This window comes from Shumkonia mesophila, from assembly GCF_026163695.1.
Taxonomy (GTDB): domain Bacteria; phylum Pseudomonadota; class Alphaproteobacteria; order Rhodospirillales; family Shumkoniaceae; genus Shumkonia; species Shumkonia mesophila.
Window position 1 is genome coordinate 315,475 of sequence record NZ_JAOTID010000003.1, and the last position, 16,227, is coordinate 331,701.

Annotated in this window: 12 protein-coding genes; 6 read left to right on the forward strand and 6 right to left on the reverse strand. The window is 64.4% G+C overall.

Annotation, left to right across the window (positions count from 1 at the left end; translation table 11 throughout):
- The first annotated feature begins 12 nt into the window (after positions 1-12).
- From ODR01_RS08020 to ODR01_RS08040, 5 genes are all read left to right on the forward strand, one after another.
- Entirely contained in the window at positions 13-1,512 is a 1,500-nt protein-coding gene (locus tag ODR01_RS08020; RefSeq protein WP_316977115.1) for a tripartite tricarboxylate transporter permease, read from the forward strand.
- Positions 1,513-1,608: 96 nt separating this feature from the next.
- On the forward strand, positions 1,609-2,556 hold the full coding sequence (locus ODR01_RS08025) for a fumarylacetoacetate hydrolase family protein (protein ID WP_316977116.1): 948 nt from the start codon (positions 1,609-1,611) through the stop codon (positions 2,554-2,556).
- A gap of 78 nt (positions 2,557-2,634) precedes the next feature.
- Positions 2,635-3,852 carry an NADP-dependent isocitrate dehydrogenase gene (locus ODR01_RS08030; protein ID WP_316977117.1) on the forward strand — a complete coding sequence of 406 codons (1,218 nt, stop codon included), beginning with the start codon at positions 2,635-2,637 and terminating at the stop codon, positions 3,850-3,852.
- A gap of 46 nt (positions 3,853-3,898) precedes the next feature.
- On the forward strand, positions 3,899-5,206 hold the full coding sequence (locus ODR01_RS08035) for an LVIVD repeat-containing protein (RefSeq protein ID WP_316977118.1): 1,308 nt from the start codon (positions 3,899-3,901) through the stop codon (positions 5,204-5,206).
- 42 nt (positions 5,207-5,248) lie between these two features.
- On the forward strand, positions 5,249-6,052 hold the full coding sequence (locus ODR01_RS08040; protein ID WP_316977119.1) for a sulfite exporter TauE/SafE family protein: 804 nt from the start codon (positions 5,249-5,251) through the stop codon (positions 6,050-6,052).
- 6 nt (positions 6,053-6,058) lie between these two features.
- Here ODR01_RS08040 and ODR01_RS08045 read toward each other — a convergent pair whose 3' ends face one another.
- The 3 genes from ODR01_RS08045 to ODR01_RS08055 are packed head-to-tail and all read right to left on the reverse strand — an operon-like array spanning position 6,059 to position 10,726.
- Positions 6,059-8,314, reverse strand: coding sequence for a CHASE2 domain-containing protein (locus ODR01_RS08045; RefSeq protein ID WP_316977120.1), 2,256 nt, complete (start codon positions 8,312-8,314; stop codon positions 6,059-6,061).
- Positions 8,315-8,352: 38 nt separating this feature from the next.
- Entirely contained in the window at positions 8,353-9,378 is a 1,026-nt protein-coding gene (locus ODR01_RS08050; protein WP_316977121.1) for a FecR family protein, read from the reverse strand.
- 46 nt (positions 9,379-9,424) lie between these two features.
- The gene (locus ODR01_RS08055) at positions 9,425-10,726 is read right to left on the reverse strand and encodes a response regulator (protein WP_316977122.1); all 1,302 of its coding nucleotides are present in this window, start codon (positions 10,724-10,726) and stop codon (positions 9,425-9,427) included.
- A gap of 200 nt (positions 10,727-10,926) precedes the next feature.
- On the opposite strand from ODR01_RS08055, the gene ODR01_RS08060 reads away from it, so the two are divergent.
- Complete coding sequence (locus ODR01_RS08060; protein WP_316977123.1) at positions 10,927-11,898, forward strand: D-2-hydroxyacid dehydrogenase; 972 nt, start codon at positions 10,927-10,929, stop codon at positions 11,896-11,898.
- Here ODR01_RS08060 and ODR01_RS08065 read toward each other — a convergent pair.
- The 3 genes from ODR01_RS08065 to ODR01_RS08075 form a co-directional block, all read right to left on the reverse strand.
- Positions 11,895-13,151, reverse strand: a complete 1,257-nt coding sequence (locus tag ODR01_RS08065) for a tryptophan-rich sensory protein (protein ID WP_316977124.1) — start codon at positions 13,149-13,151, stop codon at positions 11,895-11,897. The two genes, ODR01_RS08060 and ODR01_RS08065, sit on opposite strands and share 4 nt — an antisense overlap.
- Complete coding sequence (locus ODR01_RS08070) at positions 13,148-15,382, reverse strand: VTT domain-containing protein (RefSeq protein WP_316977125.1); 2,235 nt, start codon at positions 15,380-15,382, stop codon at positions 13,148-13,150. Before ODR01_RS08070 ends, ODR01_RS08065 begins: the two co-directional genes overlap by 4 nt.
- Before the next feature lie 197 nt (positions 15,383-15,579).
- On the reverse strand, positions 15,580-16,062 hold the full coding sequence (locus ODR01_RS08075) for a MarR family winged helix-turn-helix transcriptional regulator (RefSeq protein WP_316977126.1): 483 nt from the start codon (positions 16,060-16,062) through the stop codon (positions 15,580-15,582).
- Between the last annotated feature and the right edge of the window lie 165 nt (positions 16,063-16,227).

Below are 16,227 nucleotides of genomic sequence, written 5' to 3' on the forward strand. Positions count from 1 at the left end.
CGGGAGGACACCATGACTTTCGAACTACTCGCCGACGTCATGCTCAACTCGGTCAGCCTGTGGTGGCTGATCCTGTTGGCGACGACCATCGGCATTATTGTCGGGGCCGTTCCCGGTTTCGCGGCGCACAACACTATCATCATCCTGCTGCCCTTTACGTTGGCGGTCGACGTTCACATGGGAATGACTTTCATGGTCGCCCTGTACGTGGCCACCCACATGGGGGGCGGCATTCCCGCCATCCTGCTCAACATTCCCGGAACGGGAGGCGCGGCGGCGACGACGCTCGACGGCTTCCCGATGGCCAAGAAGGGCATGGCCCAGCAGGCGCTCGTGTGCAGTTTCATGGGATCGACGATCGGTGGCTTCGTGACGTCCGTCGTTGCCCTGTTCACCCTGCCGTACCTGGCGCGCATCGCCTACAATCTGCACAGCGTCGAGATGGTCATCATCATGCTGTTCGGCATTACGCTGATCGCGGTGATCGCGGCAAAGGACACGTTGAAGGGCTTGATCGCCGGCTTCCTCGGCCTGCTGATTGGCGCCATCGGCACCGATCACATCTATTCCACGCCGCGCGGGACCTTCGGTTTCCTCGAACTTTATGATGGCATTCCCATCGTGCCGGCGCTCATCGGACTGTTCGCGATCTCCGAGGCTCTGGTCATGATCGAGACCGAGTCGATGCTGACGGAGAGCGGCCGCGCCCGCATGCTCAAGGCCACCTGGGCCGAAACCCTGGAAGGCATCCGGATGTCGGTCACCCGACTCTGGCAAATCACCTGGACCGGCATGATCGGCCTGTTCATTGGGGCAATTCCGGGAGCGGGGGCCAGCATCGCCTCCTTCGTCGCCTACCAGCAGTCCCGGATGTATTCCAAGACTCCCGAACTCTACGGCACCGGCATTCCGGAAGGGGTCCTGGCTCCGGAGTCGGCCAACAACGGCGTCGGCTCGGGCAGTCTGATCCCGCTGCTGGTGATCGGCATCCCGGGTGGCAGCACGGCGGCCGTCATGATGGTGGTCATGCACTACCACGGTGTGCCTTTGGGCCAGCGACTGTTCGTCGAGGACCCGGGTTTGGCCTATGGCGTGTTCACCACGATGATCGTCAGCTACATCGTCATGCTGTTCACCATCATCCCGCTCACCCGTTACCTTTCCCGGGTAACGCTGATCTCGACCATGATCCTGGTGCCGACGATCGTCTGCTTCACCTTGGTGGGGGCATTCGCGCCGCGGGCCTATCTGTTCGATATGGGGTTGGCCATGGCATTCGGCATTCTTGGCTTCATCGCCAGAAAGACGGGGTTCCATGTAGTCGGCATCCTGATCGGCGTCATCCTGGGGCCGATGATCGAACAGTATTTCCTGCGGGCGATGCGTATTTCCGACGGCGACATGACGGTGTTCTTCACGTCGCCGGTCGGCAACGTGCTGTGGGCATTGCTGGTCTTCTCGCTGGCGGCGCCGATGGTTTTCAGTCGGTTCCGCAAGGGGAAAGCGGCGTGACATCCTGTTGCTGATGAGACCGAAGGCCGTCATGCGGGAATTCGGAACATCCCGCATGACGGCGGTCTTGGCGACGTTCGAAGGAAAGAACAGACGATGAAGCTGGTGACGTTCCAGACAGCCGGGGACCCCCGACTGGGGTGCCTTGCCGCGGGGAAGGTGGTCGACCTGACCCTGGCCTACGAGGCGATGCTGCAGGAAAGGGGGCGGACGAAGGCCCGGGCCTTGGCCGGCGTCCTGGTGCCGCCCGACATGATCGATTTTCTCGATGGCGAGGGCGACTCGCTGGCGGCGGCCGCCGAGGTCTTCGAGTGGGTGACAGGCAAGGGCTTCTCGGCGGGGGCCGTTCGAGGGCTCGACATCGTTCTTCCGCTGGCCGACGTGCGCCTGCTGGCGCCGGTTGCCCGTCCGCGCAAGATCATCTGCGCCGGCAAGAACTATTGGGATGCCATCAGGGAACGGGGCGAGAAGGCGCCGGAAGAACCGAAGATCTTCTCGAAATTCGCCAACTCGGTGTGCAGCTGGGACGACGACGTGATCCGGCCCCGCATGACCCGCGAACTGGGCTACGAGGCCGAGCTTGCCGTCGTCATCGGCAGGCGCTGCAAGCACGTGCCGTTGGAGCGTGCCTACGAGGTGGTCGCCGGCTATATGACCTATAACGACATCACGGCGGGCGACCTCACCAAGCGGGACGGCCAGAACACCCGGGGCAAGGGGTTCGACACCTTTTCGGTGATGGGACCGTTCCTCGCCACCCGCGACGAGATTGCCGATCCCCAGGCGTTGGGGGTCCGGCTTTCGGTCAACGGCCGGGTGCTCCAGGATTCCAGTACCTCGCATCTGGTATTCGACGTGCCCCGCCTCGTCTCCTTCTGTTCCGAGGTCTTCACCCTGGAACCCGGCGACGTCATCGCGACCGGCAGCCCGCGAGGCCTGGCCAAGGATTACGACCCTCCGGCGTTCCTTCTGCCCGGCGATCTCATGGAAACCGAGATCGTGGGCCTGGGTACCTGCCGGAACCGCATCGCCGAAGAGGATTAACCATCAAGCATCGGGATCGATGTCGATGGCGGGCTGCGTCCGTCGGCCACCGGGACGGCGTCATCCCAGGAGAAAGCCGTGAAGAAGATTCGTGTTGTCAGTCCCCTCGTCGAACTTGACGGCGACGAAATGGCCCGCGTGGTATGGCGGTGGATCAAGGAGATCCTGATCCTCCCCTACGTCGACGTCGAACTGAAGTACTTCGATTACGACATCCGCCATCGCGATGCCACCGAGAACCGGGTGCTGGTCGAGGCGGCGGACGCCATCAAGAAATACCGGGTCGGCGCCAAGTGCGCGGCCATCAACCCGGACCAGGCACGGGTCAAGGAATTCGGCCTCAAGAAGGCCTGGAAGTCGCCCAACAGCGGCACCCGCAACCAGATCGGCGGCACCCTGTTCAGGGCCCCCATCGTATTCAGGAACGTGCCCCGGCTGGTCCCCGGCTGGACCCAGCCCATCGTGGTGGCCCGCCACGCCTTCGGCGATCTCTACGGCGGTACCGACGTCAGCGTCGGCCCCGGCAAAATGTACCTGAAACACGTGCCCGCGGATGGCAGCGCCCCCGTGGAATGGGAGTTCCACGACTTCAAGGGCCCGGGTGCGGCACTCGGCATCTTCAATACCGAGGAGTCGGTGCGAGGCTTTGCGTTGTCTTGCATGAACTACGCGCTGGAGCGTGGTATGCCGGTCTTTCTCGGCACCAAGAACACCGAGCTTGAACACTACGACGGCCTCTTCAAGAACCTCTTCGACGAGGTCTACGAGACCCAATTCCGCTCCCGCTTCGAGGCCAAGGGCATCAAGTACGAGCATCGCATGGTCGACGAGTTGGCGGCGCATGCCATCCGCTCGTCCGGCGGTTTCGTGTGGGCCTGCAAGAACTATGATGGCGACATCCAGTCGGACATGGTGGCCGCCGGCTTTGGCTCGCTCGGCCTGATGACCTCGACGCTGCTGACGCCGGACGGCCGCATCGTGCTGACCGAGGCGGCGCATGGCACGGTGACCCGCCATTTCCGCGAACACCAGGCGGGCCGGGAGACCTCGACCAACCCGACGGCGCTGCTGTTCGCCTGGACCGGCGCCCTTTACCACCGCGGGCGCTTCGACGGGACGCCCGAGGTGCAGGCGTTCGCCAAGGCGCTGGAGAAGGCCTGCATCGATACGGTTGAGGGGGGGGCCATGACCAAGGATCTGGCCGTTCTCGCCGGCACGCCATCCTGGTTGAACACCCGCCCGTTCCTGGAGAAGATCGCCCAGCGGTTGGAGGCGGATTTCATCTCCCGGCAATAAGCAGGGCTGGTCGTCCTTGGTGATGTTCTGGAAGGAGTGTCTGCAGATGTCTGATCGTTCGGCCGCCCACCCTTTTCCGCCGACCGATTCCGAGGGGTGCGTCGCCCGCAACCTGCGACGCATCGCCCACATGGAAGTGCCCAGCGGCGCCCAGATCGTGGCCCGCGATGGCTTGGTCTTCATCGGCCACATGGCGCCGCCGCACGGTACCTCGATCATCGACATCAGCGATCCGCGCAAGCCAGCCCTGCTGGCCCATGTCGCGCTGCCGGAAAGCCACTCCCATTCGCACAAGGTGGCGGTATCGGGCGACCTGATGGTGGTGAACTCCCAACGGCATCGCCGCAAGTTCTTCCGCAAGGCCGAGAAGCTGCTGGATACCGAGAACGCGCTGAAGAAGGCGCTGGGCCGCGCTCCTTCCGACGCCGAGATCGCCGTTCCCCTGAAGGTGAAGGAAACCGACATCCAGGTGCTGAGGGCTGAGTGGGCCAACGGCTACGAGCACGGTGGCTTCAAGGTTTACGACATCGGCACGCCTTCGGCCCCCCGCGAGATCGCCTTCCAGCGGACCGGTGGCCATGGCGCGCACGGCCTCGACTTCGACGGCCGCTATGCTTACGTGTCGACGGAAATGAAGGGCTATCGGGGCAATATCCTGGTCAATTTCGACCTTTCCGATCCGGAAAAGCCGCATGAGGTGTCGCGCTGGTGCCTGCCCGGCCAAGAGTCGCCCGGCAACTGGATGACCGGCCCGGTGGGCGGCCTGTGGCTGCATCACGCGCTCAGATGCGGCGACAAGATCTGGGCGGCCTGCTGGCAGGCCGGCGCATGGGTGCTGGACGCCACCGACATGAGCCGGCCGCAGGTGCTGGGGACCTACAACTATCATCCGCCGTTCTTTGAGCCGACCCACACCGTGATGGCACTGCCGCAAACCTACAAGGGGCGCTCGCTGGCACTGGCCATCGACGAGGAGCATGACGATCATCCCCGCGGCCAGCCGCACGGCATGCTATGGGTTCTCGACGTCACCGATCCGGCGGCGATGAGCCCGCTTTCGGTGTTCGATGTAAGCGAACTCGACTCGCCATGGAGCCGGGCCGGCAAATTCGGCGCCGGGCAGATCGTCGAGCACCCGACAGGCGATCGGGTGTTCGCCACGTGGTGCGCCGGGGGCCTGCGCGTCGTCGATATTTCCGATCCGTCGCGGCCGACCGAGGCCGGCTGCTTCATTCCGCCGCCGGTGGCCGGCTTCGCCGCGCCGGACAGTATGGACGTCGAAGTGGACGAGCGGGGAGTGATCTTCCTGCTGGATCGCAACGGCGGCCTCGACGTGCTCGAGATGAAGGGCTGATCCGGTGGCGCACGGCGATCAATGTCGGGCGGAGCGGTCGGCATGACCATCCTCGGAGTGCCGGTTTTCGCCGATCTCACGGCGGGAAGCTTCGCCGCGCTCGTCGCCCTCTATTTCCTCTCCTTCGTCGTCAAGGGAATGTTCGGCTTGGGCGCCCAGCCGCCCCTGGTGATCTTCGGCGCCCTCATCGTCGATCCGCATCACGCCGTACTGTTGTCCGTGGTCTCCAACGCCATCAGTCAGCTTCAGTTCATTCCGGAAAGCATCCGGAACGGCGACCGGCCGGTCGTGCGCGGGCTCGTTCTGGGGTACCTGCCGTCTATCGCGTTGGGCGTGTGGCTGTTCGGGCGCCTCGATACCTCGGGGCTGAGCCTGGTGCTTGGCGCGGTGCTGACCGTCGTCATCCTGGCCGAGAGTTTTTCGCTCTTCCGGCGGTGGGAGGGGGCTGTCCGTGCCCATCCCCGCATAGCCGGGTCCATCATGGCCGGGATTTCCGGCCTTCTGTCCGGCCTGACGGGCGCCGCCGGGGTTATCCTCACCGCGCTTTACATCAAGATCCTGTGTCCAGAGGCGCGGATCTTCCGCGCCACCATCCTGGCTTTGGCGACGGTGATCATGGTGTGGCGGATGATTGTGTTGGGGGTCGGCGGTTTCATCGGCCTGTCTCTGGTTCTCGAATGCCTGGTCCTGGCGCCGTGTTCGCTGCTGGGTGGCTTCGTCGGCTCGAAGCTGTTCGGGTGGCTGCCTCGCGAACGGTTCTTCTGGGCCTTCCGCATCGTGCTGGTCGTTGCCGCCCTCAACCTCCTCTTCAAGGGCTTGCGGGAATTGGCCGGCGGCTTCGCCTGACCGTGATCAGGCGGCCGATCGCGGCAACCACAGCAGCACCTGGGTGCCTTCGCCCTCGACGCTGGAAATCTCGATGCCGCCGGCGTGGCGCTGCATGATCTTCCTGACGATGACCAAGCCGAGGCCGACGCCGAATCCCTTGGTGCTGAACAGGGGCTCGAAGACGCGCGGCAGAATGTCCGGTTTGATGCCGATCCCGGTATCCGCGACGCGCAGTTCCAGGCGGTCGGGGGCGAGGCGCGTCTGTATGGTCAGGAGAAGCTCGGCGTCGGGCGCCCTCTGGCGCTTGGCATTCAGGGCGTGACAGGCGTTTTCATGGAGATTGATGACGCAGCGTCGCAGGGCTTCGGGATCGAAGGATACGGCTTCGCCGGCGCATCCCGGATCCAGCCGGCGGTGGAGTCCTTCCGGTAGAGACAGCCCTTCCAGGACCTCGGACAGCCAATCGTCCACGACGACTGCCTGGACGGCAAGCGGGCGATCCCTCGTGAATTCGAGAAGCTCATCGATGATGCGGTCGCACCGTTCGACATTGCGCTCGATGCGATCCAAGGCCCGGGTCAGCCGTTCCCCGCCTGCATGGTCGAGGATTTCCCTTACCACGAAGGCCGTCGAGCGAATCGTTCCCAACGGATTGCGCAGTTCGTGGCTGACGGTGGCGGTCAGTTGGCCCAACGTCGCCAGCCGCTCGCTGCGCAGGAGCTGTTCCTGGGCCGCCCGCAACTCGACAGTTCTTTCCTCGACACGGCGTTCGAGTTCTTCGCGGGCCCGCTGCTCGGCCTGCTTGCGCTCGCTGACGTCGCGGACGATGCACATCAGGATGCCGCGGTGGGCGGTTCGCCGCTCTACCGGATGGTGGCTGATTCGCAATTCCGTCGCGGTCACGACGATCTCCATCGGAAATTCGGTGCCGTCGCTGCGTGTGGCAAGGATCTCGCGGACGCCGCCGCTCACCCACGCGCGGCCGATAGGGACGGGAAGCTGGCCGGTATCGCCGCTGTCCTCCGGCGTGTCGCCGGAAAGCTGGGGAAGCAGCGTCGATATCGGCGTACCGGCGACCTCGGCGGCATGCCTCGCGAAGATGCGTTCCGCCGCCGGATTGAACATCTCGATGTTGCCGCCGGGACCGATCAGGATGATGCCGTCGGCCGCGTTGTCCGCCATGTGGCGCATGACGATCCGGGTGTGGGAGGCGGCCATGCCGGCCAGAAAGACCTGCAGCGATTGATGATCGAGGCGGCTGAAAAGACCGATCAGGAAGGAAAGGCCGGAAACCGCGAGCCACGGCACGACGTCGACGCTGACCGGCCAGACCGCTTGCATCGCCAGCGAGCCCAAAAGACCGATGGCCCACACGCCGCCCAGGTAGACGAGCCCGCGCCGCCATGTCTGCCGGGCGATCGGTGGGCCGAGGAAGATGGCCAGAAGCAAAGTGGCGGCCAGAACAGGCGACGCGGCGAGCCGCTGGATGGTGCGGTCCTGGACGATGGATTCGAAGGCCAGCGCCTGCACCATCGGGCCAGGCAGGGCGCGGTACAAGGGGACCGCCAGTTGGTCTCCCAGTTCGATGGCCGTGGCGCCAATGAGAACCACCTTGTCTTGGAAAATGGCGGGATCGAAGCGGCCATTCAGGACGTCGGCATAGGAAATCCGGGAAACGGTCTCTGGCCGGATCGAGTAGTCGATATGGAACATACCGGCTTCGCCCTCGGCCAGCCCGGCCATGGCCGCCGGGAACGTCGGCAATATCTGTCCGTTCCAGTTCTCGTCCAAGGCGATCCTGCGGATCAGGCTGTCGGCGTCGGGGCGGATATTCGAGAAGGCAAGAATGGCCGTGTCGGCCAGCTCCGCCGGCGGAGCCGTCACAATGGTGGCCCCGACCTCCTTGCTGGAGGTGTCGAACTGCCTGAATACCGGCAGAATGACCTTGCGGTTGGCGCTGGCGAATGCCTCCGCCAACGCCCGGTCGTCGGTGGGTGTCGAGCGCGAACTGAAGTCGATATCGGCGGCGATACGTTTTGCGCCGGCCGCTTCAACAAGGCGCACGACCTTGGCGTGGTCGGTCCGCGGCCACGGCCACACCCCAATTTCGTTGAGGCTCGCCGGGTCTATGTCGACCAGTACCAGGGCCCCCGTCGCCGGACGAAAGATCAGCCCGAAACGAAGATCCATCAGCCGGTATTCGAGGAATTGAAACCCCGCCAGCATGTATGCCGATGCGACCAGAAGGAAGGCGACAAGAAACGGGGCGCGTTTTTTCAACTTCAGGATTCCGACGGCTACCGCCCCGCCTTTTGTGATCATTTATTCGCGCCGTTGTTTCCGTTGTTTCCGCCGGCATTTCCGCTATTGCCGCCGCTGTTGCCACCCCCGCTGTTGCCGCCGCTGTTGCCACCCCCGCTGTTGCCGCCGCTATTGCCACCCCCGCTGTTGCCGCCGCTGTTGCCACCCCCGCTGTTGCCGCCGCTGTTGCCGCCGCTGTTGCCACCCCCGCTGTTGCCGCCGCTGTTGCCGCTGCCGCCATCGCTATTGCCGCCGCTGTTGCCACCCCCACTGTTGCCCTGACCTTGGCCTTGGCTCTGACCGCGACCTTGGCTTTGAGCCTGACCTGGAGCTTGGCCCCGGCCCTGGGAACCCGGTGCACTCCTCGCGTCCGGAGCGATGGAGGGGGCGGCCGGAGCCGCCGCAGGGGAAACCGACATGCCGGCGCCCGGCGCCGCCGTAGCCGACAGGCCGGCGGTGACGTCGACGCTGGGGCCACCGGCGGTGTCCGCCACGCCGACGACGCCGTCCTGAACGCTGACCGTTGCCGAGGCGGGGGCGACGGACACCGAGAAGGTGGTGCCCTTGACCGTGGCGACAAGGTAGGGGGTTGTGACCTCGAAATGCGGTGTCGGCCGCTTTTCGACCTGGAAAAACAGCGTGCCGACCGATTGCATGATCCGGGTGAAGCCGGATGCCGCGGGTGCCGGCGGCAACGCCATCTGGCTGTTTTCCGCCAGAGTGATCGTATCGCCGCCCCGCGCCAGAACGGCGGCGCTCGCGGCGCCGGTTCTGATCTCGGCGTCGGCGATCAACGTCGTGCCTATGGAAAGGGAGCGCCAATCGCCGACGCCCTCGCGCCAGCTCGATTGGCTGCCCGAGAAATTGGTGACGGTCCAGCGGTCGGTTGGCCAGTTATCGCCGACGACCCGGTCGGGGCCGGTTTCACCGACGCATCCGAACAGCAGGACCGCGAAGAACGAGACGATCAGGCCGTGCCGGCTGATCGCGTTCAGGGCGGTCTGCCGGCCGCCGCGCCGTTGCGTGCTTCTTTCCTGGATCATTGGAAAAACCCCACCGTTTTCCTTTGACTGATTTGGCCTAACCGGCTCAAGGGACCGAAGCCAACTTGAATCGGTCGGCGACTGTGGCCAGCCGGGCAAAGGTATCTTGCCCGTACTGGCGGAATACGAACCTCCGGCCACTCTCAGTGGAGAGCATGGCGGTGAGGTCCGCGAAAAGAAAGGACAGAAGCATGATGGTGTCGCGCGGCGTGATCGCCTGTCCGGCCGGCCGATGGGCTGCCGATCCCACATGATTGTTGATCAGGGCGGTCAGCCAAATGACCCGCTTGTCGATCTCGCGAAAATGGAGCGCCATCTTGATCTGAGCATCCAAGGCCAATTTGACCGCTTCGGGATCGTTGTAATAGTCATCCCAAGACAGGCGCGTACGGTCGCCGTCGCTGAGACGCTTGACGATGTTCTGGCACTGCTTCTGGTACTCTTCGACGCGCTCGGGGCCCAGCATCATGTCCACGGCGACGAAAAAGCCGGGCAGGATGCGCCGGGACAGGACTTTTTCGTCGGAGGGGTCGCTCTCGTTCTCGACAAAAAGGCTGGAAAATCGTCGGACGAGCAGGCGGCCGAAGAAGTTTTCGCGAGCCCGCCCGGCTTCGCCCCGTCTTTTGGCCATGATGCGCTGGAAACAGCGGTCAAGGACCTTGCACACGTCCTGCGGGGGAAAGGGCTTGCGAAAATAGTCATCGGCGCGATGGCGAAGCGCGCCGATCGCGGTTTCCATATCGGGATAACCGGTGACGATGATGCACACCAAGTCGGGGAACAGCCTGCGCAGCGCGGGAAGCAATTCCAGCCCGTTCCGTTCGCCGAGGCGGAGGTCGAGGAGCAAGCCGTCGGGCTGACACACCGTGGCGATCGAAAGCGCATCCTCGGCGGTGTGGGCGGTCCTTGCCGCGTAGCCATAGATCTCGAGGGATTCCGCCATGGCCATGGCAAAATCCTGGTCGTCGTCGACCACCAGAATCGTCTGGCGGGGCTTTGTTTGATCCGGCTGGGTTGCGTCGGTGTCGATTTGGCTCATGCTGGACGGTTCACTGGCGGCGATCCGCCGCGGCGAAGAAGGCCAGCCGAGTCCGAAGCTACGTGAGCCGCGAGGCAGGCAGGCCTTCACCAAGTACAAAATACGTAAAAATTTCGCTGAATACCAGCCAGTCTTTGTAACGTATGTAACAAACGCAATCTTTAGGCGTATTTTATTTAAAAATGTATAAAATTCTCCGCAAATTGCCGCCGGCTTGGCTACGAGGCGAGGGGCCTGCCGAATCAGCGGGGTTGAGCGTTCGATCCAAATGGGTAATGATCCGCGACGCGGCCGTTCCGACGGATACACCCGTGCCCGTCTCCCCCAGTCCGGTTGCGCGTGTGGGCCGTTTCTCGGCGGGGGATTGCGTTCATCCGTCTGAATCCCGAGCCCGATACCGGCACTGTGCGGATGCGGATATCCGTGCCAAGTCGCGATCGGCGCGGTGGACGAGGTGGGGCGCGGCCGTCTCAGCCCGGGACGGATCGTTGACAGGACGGAGGGAGTTGATGACCGAAAACATCGTTTTCCTGGATCGCGAGACGATCGCCCCGGAAATCGTCGTGCGCCGACCGGCTTTCGAGCATGGCTGGCGGGAGTACGGGAAGACCGTCGCGGACCAGGCCGTCGAGCGGGCGCAGGAGGCGACGATCATCATCGACAACAAGGTACCCCTGCGGGCCGAGACCCTGGAGCGCTTGCCGAAACTGCGGATGATCGCCATGGCGGCGACCGGCACCGACTGCGTCGACCTGGGATACTGTGCCAAACGGGGGATTGTCGTTTCCAATATCCGAAACTACGCGCGCAGTACGGTGCCGGAACATGCCTTCGCCCTGATCCTGGCGCTCAAGCGCAACCTGATCGGCTATCGCCGGGACGTCGTCGCCGGCGAGTGGCAGCGCCAGAATCAGTTCTGCATCTTCACCCATCCCATTTCCGAGCTCAGCGGCGGCACCCTGGGCATCATCGGCGAGGGGTCGATCGGCCAGTCGGTGGCCGATCTGGGCAAGGCCTTCGGCATGCGCGTGCTGTTCGCCGCGCACAAGGGAAAGACCGGCCTCGGCCCCCTCTATACGCCGTTCGATACGGTCATCGAGACCAGCGACGTGATCACGCTCCATTGCCCCCTGTTGCCAGAAACGCGCGACACCATTGCCATGCCCGAATTCCAGCGCATGAAAAGGACCGCGATTGTGGTCAACACGGCGCGGGGCGGCCTGGTCAACGAGAAGGACCTCGCCACCGCCCTGCGCCAGGGCCTGATCGCCGGCGCCGGGTTCGACGTCACCGTACCGCCGGAGCCGCCGGCCCCGGACAGCCCGCTGATGCAACTCCTCGACCTGCCCAACTTCATCCTGACGCCGCACGTCGCGTGGGCCAGCCGGGAGGCCCAGCAGGCCCTGGCCGACCAACTCATCGACAATATCGAGGCCTTCGTTGCCGGCAGGCCCAATAATGTGGTCGAGGGTGGGTTCTAGTTATCGAGCCAGATGGCCGCGGTAAGGACGGCGGCAAAGGAGACCCACAGCGCATAGGGGACGAGGAGAAGGGCCGCCGGCCGGTCGACGCGGGCAAACCGCGCGGTCGTCCAGGCTATGGCGGCCAGGAGGACGATGATTTCCGCTAGCGCCGCCCCCACCCATTGCATTCCGAAAAACAGGAACGACCACGCCAGGTTGAGCAGCAGTTGAACGGCGAAAGCGCCGAGGGCCGGCCGGCCCTCGGTCCAGCCGGCTTGCCGCCACACCCGCCAGGCCGCCACGCCCATGAGGACGAAAAGGGCAGTCCAAACCGGCGGAAACAGCCAGCTGGGTGGCGTGAAGGATGGTTTCGCCAGGGCCGGATACCAACTACCGACCGAACTGGCAGTGATCGCCCCACCGACGGCCGACACCGCCAGACACCCGGTGACGAAGCCGGCGAGGCCAAGGGCGCTTCGGGTGCGGGATGTGGAGCGCGGCGTCATCGGGCTCTCCTGCCGTCGATCGGCCGGTAGGGAATATACGACGGGCGGGCCCGGCGGTTCCAGGTCGATGTCGGCGACGACGGGGAAATGGTCCGAGGCGATGCGGGCCGCCTCGGTATGATGGCGAAAGACGGTCATGCGGCCACCCGGGGCACGCAGCAGGATGCGGTCCAGCGCCAGGAATGGCCGGGGTGTCGGGAAGGTGACGACGGACGGGCGCAGCGGCATTTGTTGGCCCATCAGTCGCAGAATGTTGGAAAACGGATACCAGGCGTTGAGGTCGCCGGCCAGAAGAGTGGGCCAGGGACCATCCGACTCTTTGATGAGTCGATGGAGAGTATCGACCTGCCGTCGTCGCTCGCCGGCCCTGAGGCCAAGGTGCGTGGCGATCACCTGCAGGGGCCCGAAGGGTGCCGCCAGACGGGCGTCGATGGCATTGCGCGGTTCCCGCCGGCGGACTGCCAGATCGACGATCGCGGAGGTGACGATCGGCCAACGGCTGAGGAGAAGATTGCCGAAATCATGGCGCACGCCATGATAGGCCGGTGCCCACACGCTGTGCCCGACGAACGACCGCGTCAGGAGATGAAGGGCGCCGCCGGGAACGCCATCGGTGTCCGACGGTGCTACCACCTCCTGCAGTGCGATGACGTCGGCTTTGAATTCGTTGATGACCCGGACGATGCGTTCGGGCGCGAATACGCCATCGCGTCCGACGCATCCGTGGACGTTGTAGCTGGCCACCCGAAACCGGGACGGGCTCACGACCGGGCTTCCTGTTTCCGGCGCTTTCCTCGCCAACTGCCGAGAAGCTTTTGCAAGCCGACGCCGAGCAGAATCCACAACGCGATGGCGGCAACGACGAGGACGACCATGCCCGGCGTCGGATTTTCAAGGACCCGTGTCAGGCTGTTGCCGAGCGCGGTAAGAACGGCGATTCCCGGCGTCATGCCGAGAACCGTGCCGATCAGGTAGTCGGTAAAGCGGATGCGGGCGGCGCCGCAAACCAGATTGACCGCGGTGTAGGGCGCCACCGGGGCGACCCGCAGCATCATGACCGCCAGCACGCCGCGGCTGGCGATGGCGCGGTTGACCGAATTCAGCCGGTTGCCGATAAGGCGGCGCAGCACCGGGCGGCCCAGCTTCACTCCGACGCCATAGGCGGCGGCGGCACTGGCTATCGTTCCGGTTAGCGCATAGGCGAAGGCGAGCAGGGGATCGAAGACGATGGCGGCGAGCGTGATCAACAGCGTGATCGGGAAGAACAGCAGGCTGCCGACGACGAACAGCAGCGGAATGGCGACGGGCGCCATCACGCTGGCGCGAATGACCTCGAAGAGGGGACGCAGCGTATCGATGCTGGCCAGTTCCGACAGCGGCGTCCATTGCCACAGGGCGACAAATCCCAGGACGACGCCAAGGACAAGCGTGGCCTTCTTGAGCCACGGCCAGACGGCGTGGCGGGTGATGCCGCCGAAGAGGTCGAGCAGCAACTGGTCGGCCTCGATGGGGCGCTCCGGATCGGCGATCGGGGCGAGAGCGACGGCGACGAGGTCCTCCTCGTCGTCTTCCGTGGGCTCGATCGGCGTCAGTCGGCGGCCCGCCGCTCCGCCGGTGTCGACCAGCGCCCGGGCCGAGTTCGGCTCGCGCAGGACCCGCCCGATGTCTTCGGCCGGCTGCCCCAGATGCTCGCCAAGCAGGCCATTGCGGATGCCGGCGATGGCTGCGCGAAGGCCAGCTTGGTCGGGGGAGGCCTCTATCGCCAGATTGCACTCGGTGTCGCAGCCCATGGAGCGGTTGTTGACGTTGGCCGAGCCGATGGTGAGGAAATGATCGTCGACGATCAGAACCTTGGAATGGACCATGATATCGACCGGCGTCCCTTGGGCGTCGTCGACGCTGGGAGAGACCAGGCGGATACGATGGGCGACCCCGGCCTCTTCAAGGCATCGCCGGAAACGCCGGCGGCCGGCGCCCATCGCTTTGGCGGCAATCCACCCACTTGGCAGACGCGGGCAGACGAGAACGGCTTCCAACTCCGGCCGTTCGGTCATGCGGCGAGCCAGGGCGTCGGCGATCCCCACGGCGGCAAAATACTGGTTTTCCATGTAGACCAAGCGCTCGGCGGAGGCGATGGCGGCCATGAAGAGAGCCTCGATCTCGCGCACTTCGGCTCGTTCATGCAGTTGCGGAAGGGTTCGCGCGATGCCGACATCGATGTCGGTAATGTCGGGGACGACGTCGTCCGGCCAGGGGTCGCCTGTGGGCGTGACTGGGGCCAGGGGCCGGCACGACGCTTCGTGCCAGCGCAGGTGGACGAGTTCCGCCACCGCGGCCGCGGCATCGCCGTCGACCATCATGTGGACGTCGTGGAAGGGACCGTAGGTCGAGCCCTCGGGATCGACGCGCGCCGGCTTGTCGGGGGCATGGTCCGGGGTATCCCATCGGCGGGCGCAGAGGTCAAGGCCGCCGCAGAACGCCAGCCTGTCGTCGATGACCACCAACTTCTGATGATGGCTGGAGCCCAGCGGCAGCAGATCGTCGAGACAGACATTGATCTGTGCCGGAGTCTGCCAGCCCAGCGAGATGCGGGGCAGGGGCTCGCGGTCAAGGGCATAGAGGGTGGAGTAATCCCAAAGCAACAGGTTGACGCGGAGCTGGGGATTGATCTCGACCAGCCGGGTCAACAAGGCGCGCAATCGGGTCGGCTCGCCGTCCGGGGCGCCATCGGGCGCCAGGTCGGTCCGACTGTCGATGTCCCACCCCAGGATGTGCACGGAACGCCGCGCCCGCAGGAGGGCCTGGCGGAGCGTCGAGAAGTAGGCTGCCGCGTCGACCAGAATCTTGACGCGGTTACTGCGGGCGATCCGCCAGCAGGCTCGCCCGGGGTCAAGAATGGGGGCGCGGAGGAGGGATTTGCCGTCGTGCCGCGAATCCGTGCGGCTGAGGACCGGCTTCCTTGACTGACGTGCGGTTGGTGGGGGGGGAGTTCGCATCTGGGGGCAGCTGCCTGTAAGTCCTATCCAGGGGATCTGCCGGAAACGGCGGTAAGTGCTTCTGCCAACGGTATGGCATTCGTGACACAGCTTCCGGCAGCATCGGCTGATGCCGGCTCGCAACCTATAACGGGCATTTGGCGGGATGGTTCCAGTGGAACGCTATGGCCCGTTCGTCGAACTGCGCACCAATCGTTCTATTCGGTCTTGTCGATCGCTCCGACATCGAGCAGAGGTGCGGCATCCAGCCCCTCGGCCTCCATCATTCGGGCGACCCGTTGCAACGATGACAGAATCAGTGTCTGCTCCCAGTTCTCGAGGTGCTCAAAGCGGCTGACGAAGCTCTCGTGCAGCAAGGTCGGCGAACTTGCCAGAACCCGATTCCCCTCCTCGGTTAGGACGACATTGACGACCCGCTTGTCGCGCTCACTGCGAACGCGCCGGACGAGTTGCCGCTGCTCCAGCCTGTTAAGGATGGTCGTCACCGTTGGCTGGCTCAGGGAAACATGCTTGGAAATGCTTCGTACTGTAACGTTGCCGAGGTCCTGAATGGCACGAAGAACGACGACCTGAGGGATGGTCAGTCCGCAGGCTTTCATCAGTTTGCGCGAGTGAATGTCGGTTGCGCGAATGATCTGGCGCAGCGCCACCAACACATCTTGCCAGCATTTCGTGGACATTTTCACGGTTCCTTGGCCATGGAAAGCTACGGCACTCATGATGCGAATATATGTGTGTAATACACGTATAAGTTGATGTCGGGGGCGAGTATCTTTGACATCAAATGATTTCTCGTATAAACAATTATATGGACATATCCAGTTACGTGCGTGGCGGCTCGCCGC